We start from the raw sequence: 20,644 nt of genomic DNA, 5'->3' as shown, positions 1-20,644 counted from the left end.
CCATTATTATCGAAATTTAAATATGAAGATGATATCTTGTACTGATTACCTTTACTATCTATTAATACTGGATTTTCAAATTTAACAAAATTATATTCATCACTATTTAATTTAAAACTAATACTTGTTCTTGTTTTAGAAGTATTTACTCCTTTTATTTCAATTTCTCCGATTTCTGTATTAATTATTTTTTTATTAATAGATGAATTATTTTCTCCAAATTTATCATCTAACTCTATTGGAACCTTAAATACTGCTAAAACTTCTGATTTATCTTTATTATAAACATTAAATTTCATCAAAAATTCTTTTTCAAATTTTTCAAAATTAACTTCAATATAGTTTCCACTTTTTCCATGAGCTTGTGGACTATGACCATAAAAAGCACTTATTTTATCTTCTTCTTTTATATCAGTTAAATCTACTTCTACAATATATCCTTCTTCTACCTCATATTCTATCCACATGGCTTTATAATCACCAACTAAGTTATTCACCTTTAATTTAATTCCATTTATCTCATTCTCATATCCTATATTTTGTACAAATCCCTCTTCTACTGCATTATTAAATCCTTTATCTATAGTTAAAATTTCTGCTAGCTTTCCTACTATAGGCAAATTCTGAGCAAATGTAGAAAACTTTGGAGATATATTTAATAATATAAAGAATATTATTAATGAAGCTACAAGAACTTTACTTAACAATTTTATATTACTATTATTTTTCTTCTTACCTTCATTTATAGACTTAATAACTATAAATTCTAATTCTTCTGGAATCTCAATATTTTTATAAACTATTTTCTCTTTTTCAAATATATTCTTCATAACTACTCCTCCTCAATTTCTTTCCTTAGTAAATTTAAGGCTTTATGAATTTTATTTTTTACTTGAGATTCCTTTATATTTAATATTTCTGATATTTCATTTATTTTATAACCATTAAAATATTTTAGTATTATTATTAATCTCAATTCCTCATTTAAGTTTTCAATTAATAAGTTAAACCCGTCTCCTTGTTCCTTTGAATTATTAATTAATGCTTCCATATCTTTATCTTCCATTAATATCATCTTTGAGTTTTTTCTTATATAATCTATTGAAGTATTTATTAAAAGTCTTATAAACCACTTATCAATACTATTTAAGTCTTTAATATTATCAAGTTTCCTATAAGCCTTAACTATACTTTCATGTATTACATCCATAGCATCGTCTTTATTTTTTAAATAGACATAAGATATCTTGTATAGTTTTTCCTTATTCCCCTTAATATATTCCTCAAAAATCTTTTCCCTCGTCCTTTTCAGCACCATTCCCCCCCCTAGCCAAAAGCCTTATTTACTACCTATATCTTATAGACGAATGAAATAACAATTTTGTTTAAAATAAAAATATTTATTATTACGCAATTGTATTTAAGAATGAAAAAATGAAAGAATTAAGGAGGTTTTGCTTTGCAAAACTTAAGTTAAATTGTGAAAAACACTATTATTCAAAAATCCTTAAGGATTTTTCACCTTAATTTTTTCATTCCTTCATTTTATAATTCTTTCATTAATAAATTGCTTTGCAATTTTAAACTATTGCGGATTAAAATTGGATAATTATTTATCCAATTTTATAATTTGTATTATCAACATCAGCTTAAAACAGATCCTAATTAAAAAAACTCCAAAAGGAGTTTTTACATCAATTCTTCATTTTTTCATTAGTCATTTTACATTGTGAGCTAGCACCCTAAACTCCCTAAGGAGTTTTCCCCATAATTATCCATTATGCATTATGCATTTTTCATTCTGCGTTAGCAGTTAAACTCCTTCGAAGTTAAACAATGGAATAAAGCTTTCACTATCAGTTCCTTCTTCTTGAATAAATCCATTTTTAACTCCTATCTTTAAAGCATAGTCAATAAGTGCTTCATAATGCTTTTGATTTAAAGGTCTATTAATTTCTGGATATTCTTTTACATTATCTAAAGGTGTATATTGATTCATAATACTAATATAAACTTTATCGCCGTATGTATTATAAATATGATCTATTACTTTTTTAGAATCAAATAAAAGTCCTGGTAGCATAAGATGTCTTATTATTACACCCTTTACCACTATCCCATTATCATCAAATTTAACTTCTCCTACTTGATTCACCATTTCATCTATAGCTTCCTTTGCATATTTAAAATAATCTTTAGCTTTAGAGTATTTGCTTGCATACTTAGTATCAAAATACTTCATATCAGGTAAATATACATCTATATATCCTTTTAATAATTTTATTGTTTCTACTTTCTCGTATCCACTACTATTATAAATAATAGGAAGCTTTAATCCACTACTCCTAGCTATTTTTATAGCTTCAATTATTTGTGCAGCATAATGAGTTGGCGTAACTAAATTTATATTTAATGCCCCCTTTTCTTGAAGTTCAATAAATATTTCTGCTAATCTTTCTATAGATATTTCTTTTCCCCATTCACATTGACTTATATTATAATTTTGACAAAATACACATTTTAATGTGCAATGAGAAAAGAATACTGTTCCAGAACCTATACCCCCTGATATACATGGTTCTTCCCAATAATGAAGGGCAGCCCTAGCCACCCTTATTTTATCTCCAGCTCCACAAAATCCTCTTCTGCCATTTAATCTATTTGCTCCACAATTTCTTGGGCACAACTTACAATTTTCCAACAATTCCATTTTTCATCACTCCAGATTTTTTGAAAACTTTCGATAATACTATTTATTTTTTACCTTTTAAATCATTAATAATATCACGTAACTCTGCTGCTCTTTCAAATTGTAAGTTCTTAGCAGCATCCATCATTTCTTCTGTATACTTCTTAATTAATTTCTTCTTATCCTTTTCTGAAACTTCCTTATTATTTTCAGTCTTATATTCTACTTTTTCTTCTGCTACTTTAGTAGCTTCAATTACATCTCTTACATCTTTAATAATAGTTTGTGGTGTAATTCCATTTTGTTCATTATATTCAATTTGAATTTTTCTTCTTCTTTCAGTTTCTTTTATAGCTTTATCCATAGATTTTGTAATTGTATCTGCATACATTATTACTCTACTTTCAGAATTTCTAGCCGCTCTACCTATCGTTTGCACTAAAGATGTCTCTGATCTTAAGAATCCTTCTTTATCCGCATCTAAAATTGCAACTAGTGCTACTTCTGGAATATCAAGACCTTCTCTAAGTAAATTGATACCTACTAATACATCAAATTCCCCTAGTCTTAAATCCCTTATAATTTGCATTCTTTCTATAGTCTCTATATCTGAATGCATATAAGTAGTTTTTATACCTAAATCTTTCAAATACTTTGTTAAATCTTCTGCCATCCTCTTAGTCAATGTAGTAATAAGGGTTCTAAATCCTTTTTCAGTAGTTTTCTTGATTTCAGCATATAAATCATCTATTTGACCCTTTACTGGTCTTATTTCTATAACTGGATCTAATAGTCCTGTTGGTCTTATAACTTGTTCAGCTATATTAGTTGAATGATCAAACTCATATTGTGCTGGAGTTGCACTAACAAATACTACTTGATTCATTTTTTTCTCAAATTCATCGAATTTTAATGGTCTATTATCATAAGCACAAGGTAATCTAAACCCATACTCAACTAAGGTATTCTTTCTAGATCTATCACCAGCGTACATTGCTCTACATTGTGGTAATGTGACATGGCTTTCATCTATAAACATTAAAAAGTCATCTGGGAAGTAATCTAATAAAGTTTGAGGTGGTGTTCCTGGCGCTCTACCATCCAAAATTCTTGAATAATTTTCTATTCCACTACAATATCCCATTTCTCTAATCATTTCTATATCAAAATTAGTTCTTTGTCTAAGCCTTTGAGCTTCTAGTAACTTTTCTTGACTATTTAGTTCCTTAAGTCTATCTTCAAGCTCATCTTCAATTTGATTTATGGCTTTTTCCAATACTTCATGTGATGTGGCAAAGTGAGATGCAGGTGAAATAGAGACATGATTTCTCTCACCTAAAATATTTCCAGTTAAAACATCAAATTCTCTAATTCTTTCTATTTCATCTCCAAAAAATTCTACTTTTATTCCTTTATTAGATGACGATGCAGGAATTATATCTAAGGAATCTCCTCTTACTCTAAAGCTTCCTCTAGCAAAATCAATATCATTTCTTTCATATTGAATCTCTGTAAGCTTTCGAATTATTTCATCTCTCTCCTTTACCATTCCTGGCCTTAATGAAATAGTCAATTTTTTATATTCTTCTGGATTACCTAATCCATAAATACATGAAACTGAGGCAACTATTATAACATCTCTTCTCTCTAGTAAAGCAGAAGTTGCAGAGTGCCTTAATTTATCTATTTCATCATTTATTGCTGCATCCTTTTCTATAAATGTATCTGTTTGTGGAACATATGCTTCTGGTTGATAGTAATCATAATAAGATACAAAATATTCTACTATATTGTTCGGAAAGAATTCTTTAAATTCTGAACATAATTGTGCAGCTAAAGTTTTATTATGAGCTAACACTAATGTAGGCTTTTGAAGTCTTTCTATTATATTGGCCATAGTATATGTCTTTCCAGAACCAGTTACACCTAATAGCGTTTGACATCTATCACCATTATTTATTGAATTAACTAAACTTTCTATCGCTTTAGGTTGATCCCCAGTTGGCTTAAATTTTGATTCTATTTTAAATTCAGGCATACTTTACCTCCTTATTAATAAAAATATTGTCTAGAATTTGAAACACAATTCTAGACAATATAACTTTTCTTAATAACCTATTAAAAATTATATCAAATAGAAATTTAAAAGTATATATAATGCTAAGTTTTAAAATTAAAAATACTGAAGATATATCTTTAAATAAAGATTAGCTTCAGTATTATAATTAACTATTCTAGTAACCATTTTATAGATGGTTCTAAATATCTACTCCAGAATTCCCAATTATGTTCTCCATCTGTTTCCTCATAGTAAGTATTTACATTATTTTCTATTAAAAACTTATGAAAAGCTCTATTTTCCTCAATTAAAAAATCCTGTTTTCCACATGCCATAAATATTGATGGTATTGATTCATTTTTACTCTTTAATCTTCTAATTAATTCTTCAGGATTATTTTCACTATTTTCTAGTTCATTTAAATTACCAAAAACACTATCATAGTAATAGTAATCAGCTACATGATTATTGAAACTTTCATCACTATTCTTTATTTCATGTATTATTAGTGCAGAAGAAAGAGCAACAGCTTTTGAAAAAGTATTATTATATTTTAAAGCAGTATGAATTGCTCCAAACCCTCCCATTGAAAGTCCACCTACATAGGTATCTTCTTTTTTATTAGAAAGTCCAAATACCTTTCTTGTATAATTTATTAATTCTTCTCCTACATAAGTTCCGTATTTTTTTCCGGTTCCTCTTCCATCTAAATAGAAACTATTTTCTCCATTTGGTAGTATAACTGCAATATTATATATTTTAGAAAGTTCCTCAATTTTACTTCCTACTATCCAATCATTACTACCACCTGAATATCCATGCAATAACACTAATGTTTTCATTTCACGATTATAATTCTCATTATCCTTTATAAAATATTCTTGAGAATCATTAGGTAGTAAAATATTAAAGGATACAACTCTACTTAAACTCTCTGAAAAAAACTCAAATTGCCCAAATGCCATATTAACCTCTCCTCACCCTATATTTACCATTTCATTTAAATTATATCATACTATATATAGGTAATCACATAATAATTATTTAATATATACTTTTTGTGAATAAAACTAAAAAATAAAAATGGAGATGCTATGCCATCTCCAAATTATTAATGCAATTAATTTCTAACCCATTATGTTCTTTAAAATACTCAATATCATCAATATCATGAGTAATTATGATAACACTTTTATTATTTATTTTACTTATTACAAAATCCATAACTTTATATTTAGTTTCTTTATCTAATCCTTTAAATGGTTCATCCATTATAAGTAAATCAAAATCATATAATAAAGCCCTCAGTATTGCTACTCTTCTCTTCATGCCCCCACTTAATTCTCTTACTCTCTTATAAATACACCCTTCTAGTCCTACTTGTTCCAATAATTTTTCAATTTGTACATTACTTATACTTTCACATACTAACTTTATATTTAATAAAACACTTATATTTTCACATAAACTGTCATCTTGAAATACAGCACTAATTTTTTTATCACTAATTCCTATAATTTCTCCTCTATCTGCTTTTTCTAACCCCATTAATATTCTTATTAATGTTGTTTTTCCTACTCCAGATGCTCCAGTTATAAATGATATAGATTTATCCTTAAAAATATTACTAAAATTATTTAAAACAATTTTATCATTATATTTTTTACTTAGATTGCTAACTACTATATCCATTTAATTTATCTCCATTCTCTTTAATAAACAATCTATTAATGCTAAAAATCCTTTTTGGAAACAAATACTAATTATAATAATGACTATTGTCCATGCAAATAAATCTGGAGTATTTAGATATATTTTTGCCATATATAAATTTTCTCCAATAGAATTAGCTGGCATACCTATTACTTCTGCTGCTATTCCAGACTTCCAACATAGTCCTAATGAAATACTACATGCAGCCCTTAAATATGGTGCTACTTCTGATAAATATATATATCTAATTCTTTTACTCTTACTAACCTTAAATACTTTTGCCATATCATTTAACTCTCTAGGAATATTACTTATCCCATCTAGAATATTCCTATATACTACTGGTAATACCATCAAAAAGGAAATTAAAATAGATAAATTTTTTGATGATATCCATATTAGGCATAATATTATAAAGGATGCTACTGGAACAGCTTGTATTGTGAGTATTAAAGGCTCTATAAGTATTTTAATTTTTTTATTATTTGATGATAATATGGCAATTATTATCCCTATAATAAAAGCTAAGATAAATCCTGATGTTATTTTTATGAAGGAAAATAAAATAGATTGCCAAAAATCAAATTGTAAAGATAACTCTAATAATCTTTTGAAAGTAGAAATTGGTGTTACTAAAAGTACTTCTTGGTCAATTATGACACTAACTATCTGCCAAACTATAATCCAAAATATTATTGCTAATATATGTGCCCTATTATTTTTCTTTAATATAGTAGAAAGCTTCATCTGGTAACTTTCCTCCTACAGACTTAGGATTTGCATCATAAAGTACTTGTAAGTATCCATCTAACTTTTCTTTCATATCACTTCCTGCAATAAATGTTATATTACATTCAGGAATTGCTTTTTTTGCTACATCTTCTGGAACTATTCCAGTTTCCGCTATTAACTTTGCTGCTTCATCAATATTATCATTAGTAAACTCAACTGATTTTTTATATTCTTCCATAAAGTTAGCAACTTTTTCTGGGTACTTATCAACAAATTCTTTTCTTGCAACAACTACTCCTGTTAATAAAGTTCCACCATTACTTTTGTTTAGAGCTTCCCACTCTTCTGTTAAATCTAATGCTACTCTTAAATTTTCACTTTTACTTAATGCTGTTGTAACGAATGGTTGAGGAAGAACTGCTATTCCATCTTCATCATTTAATAATGATGCTAAACATTCTGTATGTTCTGATTTATATTCAACATTTACATCTGTTTCAGGGTTTATACCATTTTCCTCTAAAATATAATTTAAGCTATATTCAGGAACTGCACCTTTGCCACTAGAATAAATTGTCTTTCCTTTTAAATCTTCTACAGTATTTATAGAATTTCCATTTTCAACTATATATAAAACTCCTAAAGTATTAATAGCTAGTGTTACTACTTTTCCATCAGTATTATTATATAAAATTGAAGCTAGATTAACTGGCACAGCAGCAATATCTATTTCTTCATTAATTATCTTAGGTGTAATTTCATCAACAGAATTAGCTATCATAATTTCATAATCTTTTTCATCTTTAGTATTCTCATCACTTATCATTTTAACTATTCCCATCCCTGTAGGACCTTTTAAAACCGTCACCTTTGCAACCACATTTTCTTCTTTTACTTCTTCCTTTTTCGTCTCTGAACTACATCCAAATAATGATGTTATCATCAAAGCTATTAATAAAAATACTTTTAATTTTTGTTTCATAGTATATCTCCTTTATATTTTTTATTATATTAAATAAAGAATCTCTTTATATTATTTTTCCCACTCCTATATTATAAATAAGTATAAAAATATAGGCTACTAACAATTTGTCAGTAGCCCTTAAAAATTAATTCTTTCTTTTCATTTCTTCTAATACTTTCTTAAAATCGTCATTATCTACATTAAATGCATCATCAGCTTTCACCATTCTTGGTACTAATAACATCCCTATCCTTTTATTCTTTGGTAATATTGTTAAATCGACTATTTCCCCGGAAATTTTCTTCACTCTAAATTTAATATCTTCGACACTCTCTCTTACTACTTTAAAAATTTCCACTTCCGATATAACTTTATTTTCATTTACCTCTAAAATCTTGTCGCCTCTTCTTATTCCTGACTCATAAGCTGGAGAATGAGGAGCTACTTCTAATACACATACTCCAGTTTCATCTGTAACATAGATATATTCCCCTCTTTTTTCAATTTTATTTTGTAATCTAATCATAAGTTCATGACCTAAAGGTGCAAATATAACTACAATAATTTGTCCAATTATACCAAATCGAGCTAATTGAGCAATTAATGCCAATATAACTCCATATAGTAATATTCCAATTCCCGAATAAAAAGGTTTTTTACCTTTTTCCTTAGTAAATGAAACTGAATTATACGCTAAAACTCCATATAATGGTATTGATGCAATAATTGCAGAACTTAATAGTAATAATGATTCAGCTTTATTAATTATAGGCCACCAATCTGGTGTTACTACTGAAGATGTTCCCACAGTAGATGTATTGCTCGTTATAGCAATAAATAACGCCACTGGTAAAGCCCAATATCTATTATATGCAAACCCTCCTACTATTTTTTTGCCTCTATTTGAAAAAACAGGTATAGCACCTCTACCTCCATCAAATATAACTAGAATTCCTTCTACTATATGCATAAGTCCAACGAAAGTCATAAGAGTCAATATGTTTACATTTATGTATGAAATAGTATTAGTAGCCTTTGATAAAATACTTAATAAAATACTTATAGCTCCTAATATAGCTCCAGAATAGGCAAAACAAATAAATCTCTTTTTGACAAAAAGAAGCAAAATAGAAATAATAAACATTATCTCTATCCCAGAGTTCTCATTAAATATTATTCCTAATGAACTTAACATTAAACTAACTATAGCGCCTGCAATAATTCCTAGCGCTATTTGGGACAATGTGAGCTCTAATGGGGAGTTAATAGTCTCCCCAATAGTCATCTTCTGCATTATAGATATTCTTTTATTTTTTAAATAAAACATTACACCTAAAATTATTAGCATAAATATATGCATAGGCTCAACAATAGCATAAGCTACAGTCCTTAGTGTATATAGTATTAACTCCATTTGCGAGCCTCCTATTTTATCTTTTCCTTTATCACTTCTAATCCCTTATTAAATTGAGGATCTATACTTCTATTATATTCTTGTTCAGAAATTTCTTTTGGAATTTCTACTTCTATGTCTGGTTTAATACCAATCTTGTGTATATTTTCTCCGTTAGGAGTATAATATTTTGAAGTTGTAACTTTTAATCCGCCACTACCATCTTTAAATTTTATAAGTTGTTGAACTATTCCCTTACCAAAACTAGTTGTTCCAATTATTGTTCCTGCTTCATAATCTCTTAAAGCTCCAGTTACCACTTCTGACGCTGATGCACTTCCTCCATCGATCAAGATTACTAATGGCATCCCCTCAGCTTCTCCACCAATAGACTTTGATTCTTGTTTCTTCTCATATTTATCTACAGTATAAGTTACTACTTTATCTTTAGGTATAAATTGAGATGCTACTTCTACAGCCTCATCAAGAAATCCTCCTGGATTTCCTCTTAAGTCTAATATCATTCCCTTCATACCTTGAGATTTTAGTTTAACTATTTCATTCTTAAAGTTATCTGCTACATCTTCATCAAATGATGAAATTTGTATATATCCAACATCACCATCTATCATTTCACCTTTTACAGATACAATCTTTATATCATCTCTTATTATTGTAATATCAAGATATTCAGCATCTTCTCTTGAAATAGTTAAGGTTACTGGTTCTCCTTTTTCACCTCTTATTACTGCTATTGTTTTATCTAAATTTGGTTCTGTAATTTCTTGACCATCGACCTTTAAAATTATATCTCCTGCCTTTAAACCTGCTTTTTCTGCTGGTGATCCTTCAATAGGCGCTACTACAGTAACCTTATTATCTTTAATTCCCAATTGAGCTCCTATTCCAACAAAATGCCCTTCACTTTGTTCAGTAAAAGCCTTATACTCATCAGCATTCATAAATACTGTGTATGGATCATTTAAAGATTGAGTCATTCCTTTAATTGCAGATTCAAGTAAAGTATCATCATCTATCTCACCATCATATTTTGTTAATAATGCATCCCGAACTTGAAATAATAATTCATATTTCTTAACATCTTTTACTTCACTGACATCATTTGCTACATCGTCACTAATACTTATTAGACTTAAACCATTAAATGCTAATACATTTCCCATATAGAAAAACATACAATTTGAAAACAAGAAAACTATAATTGCACCCACTATTATTAAAGGCTTTTTATATTTATTTTTACTCTTGTAATCCTTACTCTCCTCCATATTCTAATACTTCCTTTCATAAAACATAAAATAATCTTAACAATATAATTTAAGTGGAGCTTACGCCCCACTTAAATTATATTGTTTATTCTTTCTTTTTATTAATATATTTATACATCTAAGAATTTTCTTAAAGCTACCATACTTCCTATTGCACCTATTACAGCTCCACCTGCTAAGAATCCCCATAATAAAGTTCCTAAAACAAAGCTCGGTGAAACTAAGGATACTAAGAACATATGAGATACTATGTATTTAAAGATACCTCTATATAGTAAATATAATAATATACTTGAAAATAATGATCCAACTACCCCTATTATCATACCCTCTATTATAAATGGCCATCTTATAAACCAATCCGTAGCACCTACGTACTTCATTATTCCAACTTCTTTTCTTCTAGAATATACTGTTATTTTGGTTGTATTAGTAATTAAGAATATAGAGACTCCTATAAATACAACAAATAATATTAATCCAGCTATCCTAACTCCATCAACAAAAGAACTTATAGTATCTATCATATCTTGTTGATTAGAAATATCTTCAACTCCGGTCATATCTTTTACTGCTTCAGTAATTTGTGAAGCATATTCAGGCTCTTCTAATTTTACAATAAATGAGCTTGGAAGTGGATTATCTTTTAAATCATATCCTTCTAATAAGCCTTGATTATCCTTTAACATATCTTTTAAGTTAACAAAGGCCTCTTCCTTAGATTCATATATAACTTCTTTAACACCATCTAACTCATTTAGCTTTATTTCTATTTCTCTTTGATCTATTAACTTAATATCATTATCTAGATAAACTTTAATTTCAAGTTTTGATGCAACATCTTCTATTGCTTTATTGAAATTTAAACCTAGTAATATAAAAGTTCCAAATATAAAGAATGTAATAAGCACAGTGATCATAGCTGCTACACTTAGAGTTCTATTTCTTTTAAGACTTTTAAAAGCATCTATAAAAAAGTACTTTATCGTATTAAGCTTCATCTTCGTACATCCCCCTTGCTGTGTCTCTTGCTACGCAACCTTTTTCTATAGCGATAACTCTTTTTTTCATATTATCTACTATTTCCTTTGCATGAGTAGCCATTAAAATTGTAGTACCAGCCCTATTAATATCCTCTAAAAGTTCCATTATTTCCTTAGATGTTTCTGGGTCTAGATTACCTGTTGGCTCATCACAGATTAATACTGAAGGATTATTTACTATAGCTCTTGCTAATGCAACCCTTTGTTGTTCTCCACCTGATAATTCATTTGGGAACATTTTATATTTATGAGAAAGCCCTACTAAAGAAAGAACCATAGGAACTCTTTTTCTTATTTCCTTTTGTGAAGCCTCGACTACTCTCATAGCAAAAGCAACATTTTCATATACATTTAAAGTAGGAATTAATCTAAAATCTTGAAAAACCATCCCTATCTTTCTTCTATAATACGGTGTTTGCCTTCTTGAAATGCTTGAAAGCTTCTTCCCAGCTACTACTATTTCCCCAACTGTAGGGTCTATTTCCTTTATTAACATTTTTATAAAAGTTGATTTTCCTGCACCTGAAGGTCCAACTAAAAATACAAATTCTCCTGCTTCTATATTTATATTTACATCTGATAAAGCCTTAACATTATTATCATATAGCTTAGATACATTCTTAAATTCTATCATCTTCTCTAACACCTCACACATCAGCGTATTTTAAACCTATAGCGATATTATAGCATAACAAAGCCTAAGTAAAAACTTTTTTTATACTTTTAAACCTAATAAAACCTACTTTATACCCTATTTTAATAAATTTTCATTAAATCTTAATAATCTTTAAATCCTTCACCTAATGCCTCTGTAGATTCACTTACAGTCAAAAATGCTTCTGGATTATTTGTTTTTATAAATTGTTTTAATGTTATAAACTGCCTTGAACTTAAAACAGTATATATTACTGTCATGTTCTCATTTGAGTATCCACCTTTTCCACTTAATATAGTGCATCCTCTATTAATATCATTATTTATAAAGTTTACAATTAGCTTTTCCTTATTTGTAATTATAAATACTTGTTTAACAGGATTTATACCATCAATAAACTTATCTACCAAAATTCCAATTAATATAGCACTTAAAAGCCCAAAAAGTCCTTTTTCAACTCCAAAGGAATAAACTGCTAGTAAAGTTACAGTACAATCTGCCAAAAGTAATCCTTGCCCTATAGGCAAATGAAAGTATTTATTAATAATCTTTGCAATAATGCTAGTTCCACCTGTCGATGCATCTTGATAAAATGTTATTGCATTACCCAAAGCTAATACTGCTGATCCAAACACACAAGCTAAAACAAAGTTATCTGTTATAGCTCTTGGATTGAAGAAATTTTCAAAAACCCACATCATTACTGACATCATTATTGTAGAATAAATACTCTTTGCTCCAAAAGAACCACCTATTAAGAAAAAAGCAAGCACAAATAATATAATATTAAATATAAAAACTAATATACTTGGATCAATATCTATTAACTGATTAATTGCTAATGCTAATCCTGATACTCCACCTGCTGCTATATCTAACGGAAAGAAAAAATATTCTAATCCAAAAGCAGCTATTGTAACTCCTACCGTTGCTAAAAAATATTCTTTTAATTTTTCCATATGTATTTTTATCTCCTTCTAAATAATAATATAATTAAAAGGTTATTGGATGTTTTTAAATCCTTCTCCCATAACTTCGTGCACCTCGCCAACTGTTATGAAGGCTGCAGGATCAACTTTAGCAATATACTGTTTAAGCTTTATAAATTCATTTCTGCCTAAAACTGCGTATAATACATATGTATCTTTCCCTGAAAATCCTCCAACACCTTTTAAATAGGTACATCCCCTCTCTAATTCATCCATTATGAACTTACCAATTTCATCACTTTTAGTGCTTATAATTGTTACTTCCTTACAAATATGAAAGCCTTCTATAAATTTATCAATAGCAATTCCATTAATTATTACTGAAAGTAATCCATATAATCCTATATTTATACCAAAAGTAAGTGCCCCTAATAAGGTTACTATAAAATCCACAGCTAATAAAGACTTTCCTATATCTATATGAAAGAATTTATTCAATATCTTTGCTATAGTATCAGTACCACCTGTTGATGCATTTGCATTAAATACTAAAGCCATCCCTATTGCAGTAATTAGAGTTCCAAATATAGCTGCAAGCATTAAATCTTCGGTTATAGCTTTTGGAGCAAAAAAATTTTCAATAATAGTCATCATTCCAGCTAAACTAAAGCTTGATACTATAGTTTTAACCCCGAAATTTTTTCCTAGAAAAATAAATCCAATAATAAATAAAAATAAGTCCATTATGAATACTAAAGGTCCAGTAGATATTGCTGGTATATAATGATTAATTACTATTGCTAATCCAGTTAATCCCCCTGCTGCTATATTATTTGGTATAAAAAAATATTCTAATGATATTGCAACTAAAATTACCCCTATAAATATTAATATATACTCTCTTACTCTTTCCTTCATATAAATCTCCTTTCTAGAGAATTTTTATTATTTTTCCACATTATATTTATTTCTATCCAAATATAATTATATAGCCTTCTGAATTTTAATAGTTCCCTATAGATATTATATTATGTTTTACAATAAAAGTAATTCAAAAAGTAAAAAGCTGTAGAAACTTCTACAGCTTAGTGGTAAATATAGCTATTTTTTAGTAATTTATTTAAATTATTATAGTAAACTTATTATTTTTTTAATGAAATTGCTTTTTTTACTTTCTCAACAACATTATCAGATGTTAATCCATAAGCTTTTAATAGTTGATCCGGTAATCCACTTTCACCAAATACATCTTGAACTCCAACTTTTAATACTGGTACTGGTATTTCCTCAGTTAAAACCTCTGCAACTGCTGACCCTAGACCTCCAATTACACTATGTTCTTCAACTGTTACAATCGCTCCAGTTTCCTTAGCAGCTTTAACTAAAATTTCTTTATCTATAGGTTTTAATGTATGTATATTAATAATTCTCGCATTTATTCCATCTTTTTTTAATTCCTCTTTAGCCTCTAATGCAACATCTACCATAATTCCAGTAGCAACTATAGTCACATCATTTCCTTCTGCTAAAGTAACACCTTTACCTATTTGGAATTCATATGTACTTTGATTATTTATTATATTTACTGCAGCTCTTCCTAATCTAACATAGCAAGGACCATCATATTGTGAAATAGCCTTAATTGCTGCTGCAGTCTCTACTGCATCTGAAGGACATATTACAGTCATATTTGGCACACTTCTCATTAATGCTAAATCTTCTATAGCTTGATGAGATGCTCCATCCTCCCCAACAGTTAATCCAGCATGAGTTGCACATACCTTAACATTTAATTTTGGATAACAAATTGAGTTTCTAATTTGTTCAAATGCTCTTCCTGCTGCAAACATAGCAAAAGTACTCACATAAGGAATTTTACCACAAGTAGCTAAACCCGCAGCAACTCCCATCATATTTGCTTCAGCTATACCCATATTAAAGAATCTTTCTTCACAAACAGCTTTAAAATCCGCTGTTTTAGTAGATTTTGAAAGATCTGCATCTAAAACTACAATATTTGTATTTATATTAGCTAATTCAGCTAATGCTTTTCCATAAGCTTCTCTTGTTGCAATCTTATTACCCATTAATTGTTACCTCCAATTTCTGCTATTGCTTGTTCACACTGTTCCTTATTTGGCGCTGTTCCATGCCATGATGCTTGGTTTTCCATGAAAGAAACTCCCTTACCTTTTACAGTATTGCAAACTATAACTGTTGGCTTACCCTTAACTTCTTTTGCTTTTTCTATTGCACCTTGAATTGATTCTATATCATGTCCATCTATAATTAAAACATTCCAACCGAAAGCTTCAAATTTTTTATCAATTGGTGAAGGATTCATTACCTTTGTTATATCTCCATCTATTTGTAGTCCATTAAAATCAACAAAAGCAGTTAGATTATCTAGTTTATAATGAGCTGCTGACATTGCTGCTTCCCAAACTTGACCTTCTTCTAACTCACCATCACCTAAAAGAGTATATACCCTATAATTTTTATTATCAATTTTACCAGCTAAAGCCATTCCAACTGATGCTGATATCCCTTGCCCTAAAGAACCTGTTGACATATCAACTCCTGGTAAACACTTCATACTCGGATGTCCTTGCAATCTAGAATTAATTTTTCTTAATGTATTTAATTCTTCAACTGAAAAATATCCTCTTCTTGCTAGCACGCTATATAAAACAGGTGCAGCATGCCCTTTTGATAGTACAAATCTATCCCTGTTTTCATCCTTAGGATTTTTAGGATCTATGTTCATTTCACCAAAATATAATGTAGTTAATATATCAGCAGCTGATAATGAACCACCTGGATGTCCTGAACGAGACTCTGTTAACATGGAAACTATATCCTTACGTACAGTTTTTGCTAATGACTTTAATTCTTCAACATTTTTAATCATTTGTATCCTCCTAAGATTTAATTTGCATGTAAATATATTGTGCTATATTTGATAAAATTATTTTAGCACATCATACTTATTTTGTATACACTATTTATTCTATTTTTCAATGAAATTAATGTATTTACACCCATAAGTGATATACTATTTTAATATTGTATATCACTTTTCTTTAAAAAATGACATAATAAAAGAAACCCAATAAGGGTTTCTTAAGTATTTAATATACTCAATTATCAAAAAAAATATATTTAGAATAATAATTATGCCAAATTTAAACTAATTAACAATGCTTTATTCACCTTTCTCATATCTGAATCAGTCATATGACCTATCTTCTCTTTTAATCTTTTCTTATCTAAAGTTCTTAACTGTTCTAATAAAACAACAGAATCTCTATTTAATCCATATTCCTCTGAAGAAATTTCAACATGAGTTGGTAACTTAGCTTTATTAATTTGTGATGTTATAGCTGCAACAATAACTGTAGGGCTATATTTGTTCCCTATATCATTTTGAATTATTATTACTGGTCTAATTCCACCTTGTTCTGATCCAATTACAGGGCTTAAATCCGCATAAAAAATATCCCCTCTTTTTACTACCATAGTCGTCATTAGAAATATCACACTCCGCAAAGCCAGTTCTCATATTCAACAATATCTGCATTCTCACATTCTAAAGAAAGCTGTGAAAGCTCCAAATTAATTTTTGCCATTTCCTTGTAGCCTTCTTTCATCATTTCAAAAACATCCATATTTAATTGTTCTTCATTACATTCTATTAAAGAATCTCCAATAAATTGACTATTTTTTTTTATTTTAACTACATTTTTTATAAATTTTAGATTAATAACTTTTTTAGACATAATTTGCCTCCAGGTAGTAAAGGATCTATGTATAAGTAAATTATATTGCAAATTATGTCCTTTTGTCAAAACTTATGTTTAACTTCTATAATTTTTTATATATTTATATAATTTAAATTTATTTAATTAACTTTTTGTTAGTAAAACACTTTTTCAACTTATGTACTCCATTTTCTCTAACTTATAAACTTGTAGTAATATAAAAATTTAAATATTGAACTGGTTTTTTTATTTTTCTATTTTAACAATTCTTCATCTATCTCTTTTAACTTCTCAAAATTCCGATAAACTATTCTCACTCTGTCTTCATCATTTTTATCATATATTATTGCTCCAATAGGTGTTTTTTGTTGTTTATCTATAAATATCTTAACCTTATCTAAATTATCATTTTTTAGAAACAACTCACTGGTAAAAGCAATATATTCAGTATCTCCCCATTCTTCTTGTCCTTCTTTTATTCCTTCGTTATCAATAGGATAAGATAATAATTTATTCAAAAAACTCAAAGAGTATAGCTCATCCATTTTTTCATCTATAGTATATTCTTTATCTGAGATATTATCTTTAACTAAAATCATACCATCTTTATAAATTTTAATTCTATCTTGACCAAAATCTATCCTTCCGCCAACATCCTTTTTATAATATTGAATAGTATCCTGTCTTTCTTCATCTCTTGAATTTTTGATTACAAATTCAATTTCTGTTTGATATGCATTAATTTCTTTTAATGACTTAATTATTTCTTCATTGGTTGGTTCTGCTGTCATTCTAAATATGATAATTAAAGCAATTATTATTATAGGTATTGATACCAAAGTAATTAGTAATAATCTTTTCTTCATTATATCCTCCTTGGATGTTGTTACTTATTATTACTAATATTAATTTTACTTAAGATTTATTCATATATAATTCATTGCTTTTGATATATTTTCAATCACTTCAGATGCTACCGTGGAATATTTACCTTCTGAGGCCAAATCCCCAGCTACTCCATGTACATATGCACCAACTAAGGCAGATTCCATTAGTGAATGGCCTTGAGCTAAAAGTGCAGATATAATTCCCGTTAAACAATCTCCCATTCCACCTGAAGCCATTTTACTATTCCCTGTACTATTTATGTAAACATACTCCCCATCAGTAATTATTGTGTTATAACCCTTTAATAAAACTACAACCTTATTCTCCTTAGCAAATTTCTTTGCTACATATACTCTATTTTTTTCTACATATTCTATAGTATTATCTATGAGTCTTGCCATTTCACCAGGATGTGGGGTAAGTACAGCTCTTTCTTTTAATTCATTTATAATTGTACTATTCTTTATTAAATTAAATGCTCCCGCATCAATGACAAATTTCTTATCCTTATACTTAATTAAATCCCTAAATATATCTTCATATTGTTCTTCTTTATTAATACCTGGACCTATAGCAATAACGTTACTATTCTTAAATAATTCTTTCAAATCATTCCCTTGCTCAATATTAGCTGTCATTGCTTCTACTAACTTACAGCTTAACTTATCTTGTACATATTTTGTAGTTACTAAAGTTGTTAATCCTGCGCCTGCCCTCACACAAGCTTCAGTTGATATATACGCAGCTCCTGTGTACCCCTTACACCCCGCTAATATAACAACTCGTCCATAATTTCCTTTATGACCATAAACGCTTCTCTTTTTTAATAATTTCCCATACTCATCATTGTCTAAAATATATACCTTTTGCGATTTTACTTTTTTCACAAAATCAGGAATACCTATTTTTATGATCTCAATTCTTCCTAAATAACTTAATGCCTTATATTCTGTAAATCCCTTTTTAACAACCTCAAAAGTATAAGTTTTATTGGCAATTATAGAAGCACCCATTGTTTCCCCATTATCAGAATTTAATCCTGATGGTGTATCTACACTAATTATCAATTTCCAATTTTCGTTAATATAATCAATTAACTTTATATAAAACTGCTCTAAAACCCTGTTTAACCCTACTCCAAATATACAATCTATCGCAATCCTATATTTATTTAATACTCTATCTAAAAGTCTTATATCACTTATGTCGCTTATGTGTATAAAGTTATTCGTAATTTTCTCTAAAATATTCATATTTACTAAAAAATCTTCTGAATACCTTTTACTCTTACTTATAATAACAACACAAACATCTTTACCCGCAAGAATCAGTTTTCTTGCAATTGCTAATCCATCCCCACCATTATTTCCATTACCACAGAATATTATAAATTTATCATCTAGATCAATTATTCTATTCGCAACTTCATTAGCTGCATTCTCCATCAAAACAATGCTTGGTATCCCTACTTCTTCAATAGCACATTTATCTAGCTCTTTACATCCCTCTCTTGACATTACTTCTATCATACTTCCTCCAATATAGCAAAGGCTATTGCAGATGTTCTATTGTGTGATATAGATACATTTATTTTGTACTTTTTATTAATAATATCATCAATAGTACTATTTAAATATACAATAGGTTTTCCAAAATCATCTCTTAAAACTTCAATATCTATTAAAGAAAATCCCCTTACTCCTGTGCCTAAAGCTTTACTTATTGCTTCCTTAGCTGCAAAATTTCCAGCTATTACTTCAGATCTCATATTTCTTTTATTAAACATTTCAATTTCATTCTCTGTAAATAATTTTCTCAAAAAATTCTTATTATTAATAGCCCTTTCAATTCTCTCTATTTCAATTATATCTGTCCCTATTCCTATAACCATAAAATCACCTCTATATATAGTTTACTATACATATGATTTTATTTTCTATAAATTATATACTAAAATCTGAAACATAGTTATCAACATATTCCCCTAATATGTCAACAAGATGTATCGGTGATACTTGATATTTATAAACCAATTCTAAAAGATCTTTTACTTTTTCTTCTTTGTTAGAAATTTTTGTTATTAAATCTCTTTCTATTTGAACAACTCTACCTTCTATCAAGTCTTGCCTCTCTATCTCGATTCCAAAAGCTTGTCCAAAATTAAATTTTTCCTTTATCATTCTAAAGGAATATCTAACCTCTTTATTATCATTCTTGCTGTTACTATATAGGCTATCAACAATATACATAATATTACCCACTCCCTTTTAATCTTTATTTAATTACTAACACAATACTACATTATCATAGTTTTTCTCAAAACAATGTCAAACGATGTTAGCATTAAGCTTAAAATATTTCCTTACATTTCAACAAAATTCAACTATTTTATATTTTTTTGCAATTATTTTTTTAATGTGTATATATAATTCTAATTAAATTGTAAATATATAGAAATTAAATTGTTAATTTTAATATATTTTTCTGCACATAATTAACATTTATTAAATATATTAAACGTTTCTGTAT

General features: G+C 28.3%; 22 protein-coding genes. All 22 read right to left on the bottom strand.

Annotation, left to right across the window (positions count from 1 at the left end):
• A partial coding sequence (locus QK892_RS16955; RefSeq protein ID WP_317274728.1) for a DUF4179 domain-containing protein occupies positions 1-830 on the bottom strand: 830 nt, incomplete at its 3' end.
• Between the two features lie 2 nt (positions 831-832).
• Positions 833-1,318 carry a sigma-70 family RNA polymerase sigma factor gene (locus tag QK892_RS16950; RefSeq protein WP_317274727.1) on the bottom strand — a complete coding sequence of 162 codons (486 nt, stop codon included), beginning with the start codon at positions 1,316-1,318 and terminating at the stop codon, positions 833-835.
• Positions 1,319-1,813: 495 nt separating this feature from the next.
• On the bottom strand, positions 1,814-2,710 hold the full coding sequence (locus QK892_RS16945) for a radical SAM protein (protein ID WP_317274726.1): 897 nt from the start codon (positions 2,708-2,710) through the stop codon (positions 1,814-1,816).
• Positions 2,711-2,753: 43 nt separating this feature from the next.
• Positions 2,754-4,727, bottom strand: a complete 1,974-nt coding sequence (uvrB, locus tag QK892_RS16940; RefSeq protein WP_317274725.1) for an excinuclease ABC subunit UvrB — start codon at positions 4,725-4,727, stop codon at positions 2,754-2,756.
• A gap of 191 nt (positions 4,728-4,918) precedes the next feature.
• Positions 4,919-5,713 (bottom strand): alpha/beta hydrolase, encoded by a 795-nt coding sequence (locus QK892_RS16935; protein ID WP_317274724.1) that lies wholly within the window; start codon positions 5,711-5,713, stop codon positions 4,919-4,921.
• A 127-nt stretch (positions 5,714-5,840) separates the two neighbouring features.
• Positions 5,841-6,440 (bottom strand): ATP-binding cassette domain-containing protein, encoded by a 600-nt coding sequence (locus QK892_RS16930; RefSeq protein WP_317274723.1) that lies wholly within the window; start codon positions 6,438-6,440, stop codon positions 5,841-5,843.
• Entirely contained in the window at positions 6,441-7,208 is a 768-nt protein-coding gene (locus QK892_RS16925) for an ABC transporter permease (protein WP_317274722.1), read from the bottom strand.
• Positions 7,177-8,175: an ABC transporter substrate-binding protein gene (locus tag QK892_RS16920; protein ID WP_317274721.1), complete on the bottom strand. Its 999-nt coding sequence runs from the start codon at positions 8,173-8,175 to the stop codon at positions 7,177-7,179. Before QK892_RS16920 ends, QK892_RS16925 begins: the two co-directional genes overlap by 32 nt.
• A 127-nt stretch (positions 8,176-8,302) precedes the next feature.
• Positions 8,303-9,571, bottom strand: a complete 1,269-nt coding sequence (locus QK892_RS16915; protein ID WP_317274720.1) for a PDZ domain-containing protein — start codon at positions 9,569-9,571, stop codon at positions 8,303-8,305.
• Positions 9,572-9,582: 11 nt separating this feature from the next.
• Complete coding sequence (locus QK892_RS16910; RefSeq protein ID WP_317274719.1) at positions 9,583-10,839, bottom strand: S41 family peptidase; 1,257 nt, start codon at positions 10,837-10,839, stop codon at positions 9,583-9,585.
• A gap of 110 nt (positions 10,840-10,949) precedes the next feature.
• On the bottom strand, positions 10,950-11,840 hold the full coding sequence (gene ftsX / locus QK892_RS16905; protein ID WP_317274718.1) for a permease-like cell division protein FtsX: 891 nt from the start codon (positions 11,838-11,840) through the stop codon (positions 10,950-10,952).
• Positions 11,830-12,516, bottom strand: coding sequence for a cell division ATP-binding protein FtsE (gene ftsE, locus QK892_RS16900; RefSeq protein ID WP_317274716.1), 687 nt, complete (start codon positions 12,514-12,516; stop codon positions 11,830-11,832). The genes ftsX and ftsE overlap by 11 nt, the downstream gene beginning before the upstream one ends.
• Positions 12,517-12,659: 143 nt before the next feature.
• The gene (locus QK892_RS16895; protein ID WP_317274715.1) at positions 12,660-13,496 is read right to left on the bottom strand and encodes a YitT family protein; all 837 of its coding nucleotides are present in this window, start codon (positions 13,494-13,496) and stop codon (positions 12,660-12,662) included.
• A 42-nt stretch (positions 13,497-13,538) separates the two neighbouring features.
• The gene (locus QK892_RS16890; RefSeq protein ID WP_317274714.1) at positions 13,539-14,384 is read right to left on the bottom strand and encodes a YitT family protein; all 846 of its coding nucleotides are present in this window, start codon (positions 14,382-14,384) and stop codon (positions 13,539-13,541) included.
• Positions 14,385-14,608: 224 nt separating this feature from the next.
• A complete protein-coding gene (locus QK892_RS16885) occupies positions 14,609-15,553 on the bottom strand; it encodes a transketolase family protein (protein ID WP_317274713.1) in 945 nt (314 codons plus the stop codon).
• Positions 15,553-16,377, bottom strand: a complete 825-nt coding sequence (locus QK892_RS16880; RefSeq protein WP_317274712.1) for a transketolase — start codon at positions 16,375-16,377, stop codon at positions 15,553-15,555. The genes QK892_RS16885 and QK892_RS16880 overlap by 1 nt, the downstream gene beginning before the upstream one ends.
• A gap of 263 nt (positions 16,378-16,640) precedes the next feature.
• A complete protein-coding gene (locus QK892_RS16875) occupies positions 16,641-16,994 on the bottom strand; it encodes a type II toxin-antitoxin system PemK/MazF family toxin (protein WP_291629143.1) in 354 nt (117 codons plus the stop codon).
• Between the two features lie 8 nt (positions 16,995-17,002).
• Entirely contained in the window at positions 17,003-17,245 is a 243-nt protein-coding gene (locus QK892_RS16870; RefSeq protein ID WP_317274711.1) for a hypothetical protein, read from the bottom strand.
• A gap of 236 nt (positions 17,246-17,481) precedes the next feature.
• Positions 17,482-18,093, bottom strand: coding sequence for a germination lipoprotein GerS-related protein (locus tag QK892_RS16865; RefSeq protein WP_317274710.1), 612 nt, complete (start codon positions 18,091-18,093; stop codon positions 17,482-17,484).
• Positions 18,094-18,153: 60 nt separating this feature from the next.
• Positions 18,154-19,644, bottom strand: a complete 1,491-nt coding sequence (locus tag QK892_RS16860; RefSeq protein WP_317274709.1) for an NAD(P)H-hydrate dehydratase — start codon at positions 19,642-19,644, stop codon at positions 18,154-18,156.
• The gene (acpS, locus tag QK892_RS16855; protein ID WP_317274708.1) at positions 19,641-20,006 is read right to left on the bottom strand and encodes a holo-ACP synthase; all 366 of its coding nucleotides are present in this window, start codon (positions 20,004-20,006) and stop codon (positions 19,641-19,643) included. Before acpS ends, QK892_RS16860 begins: the two co-directional genes overlap by 4 nt.
• Before the next feature lie 52 nt (positions 20,007-20,058).
• The gene (locus QK892_RS16850) at positions 20,059-20,364 is read right to left on the bottom strand and encodes a DUF6514 family protein (RefSeq protein WP_317274707.1); all 306 of its coding nucleotides are present in this window, start codon (positions 20,362-20,364) and stop codon (positions 20,059-20,061) included.
• Positions 20,365-20,644: the final 280 nt, after the last annotated feature.

The organism is Clostridium lamae, from assembly GCF_033043255.1.
In the GTDB taxonomy this organism is placed as follows: domain Bacteria; phylum Bacillota; class Clostridia; order Clostridiales; family Clostridiaceae; genus Clostridium; species Clostridium lamae.
Note: the sequence above shows the minus strand (reverse complement) of the source record. Positions and strands in the feature narration are given on the sequence as shown.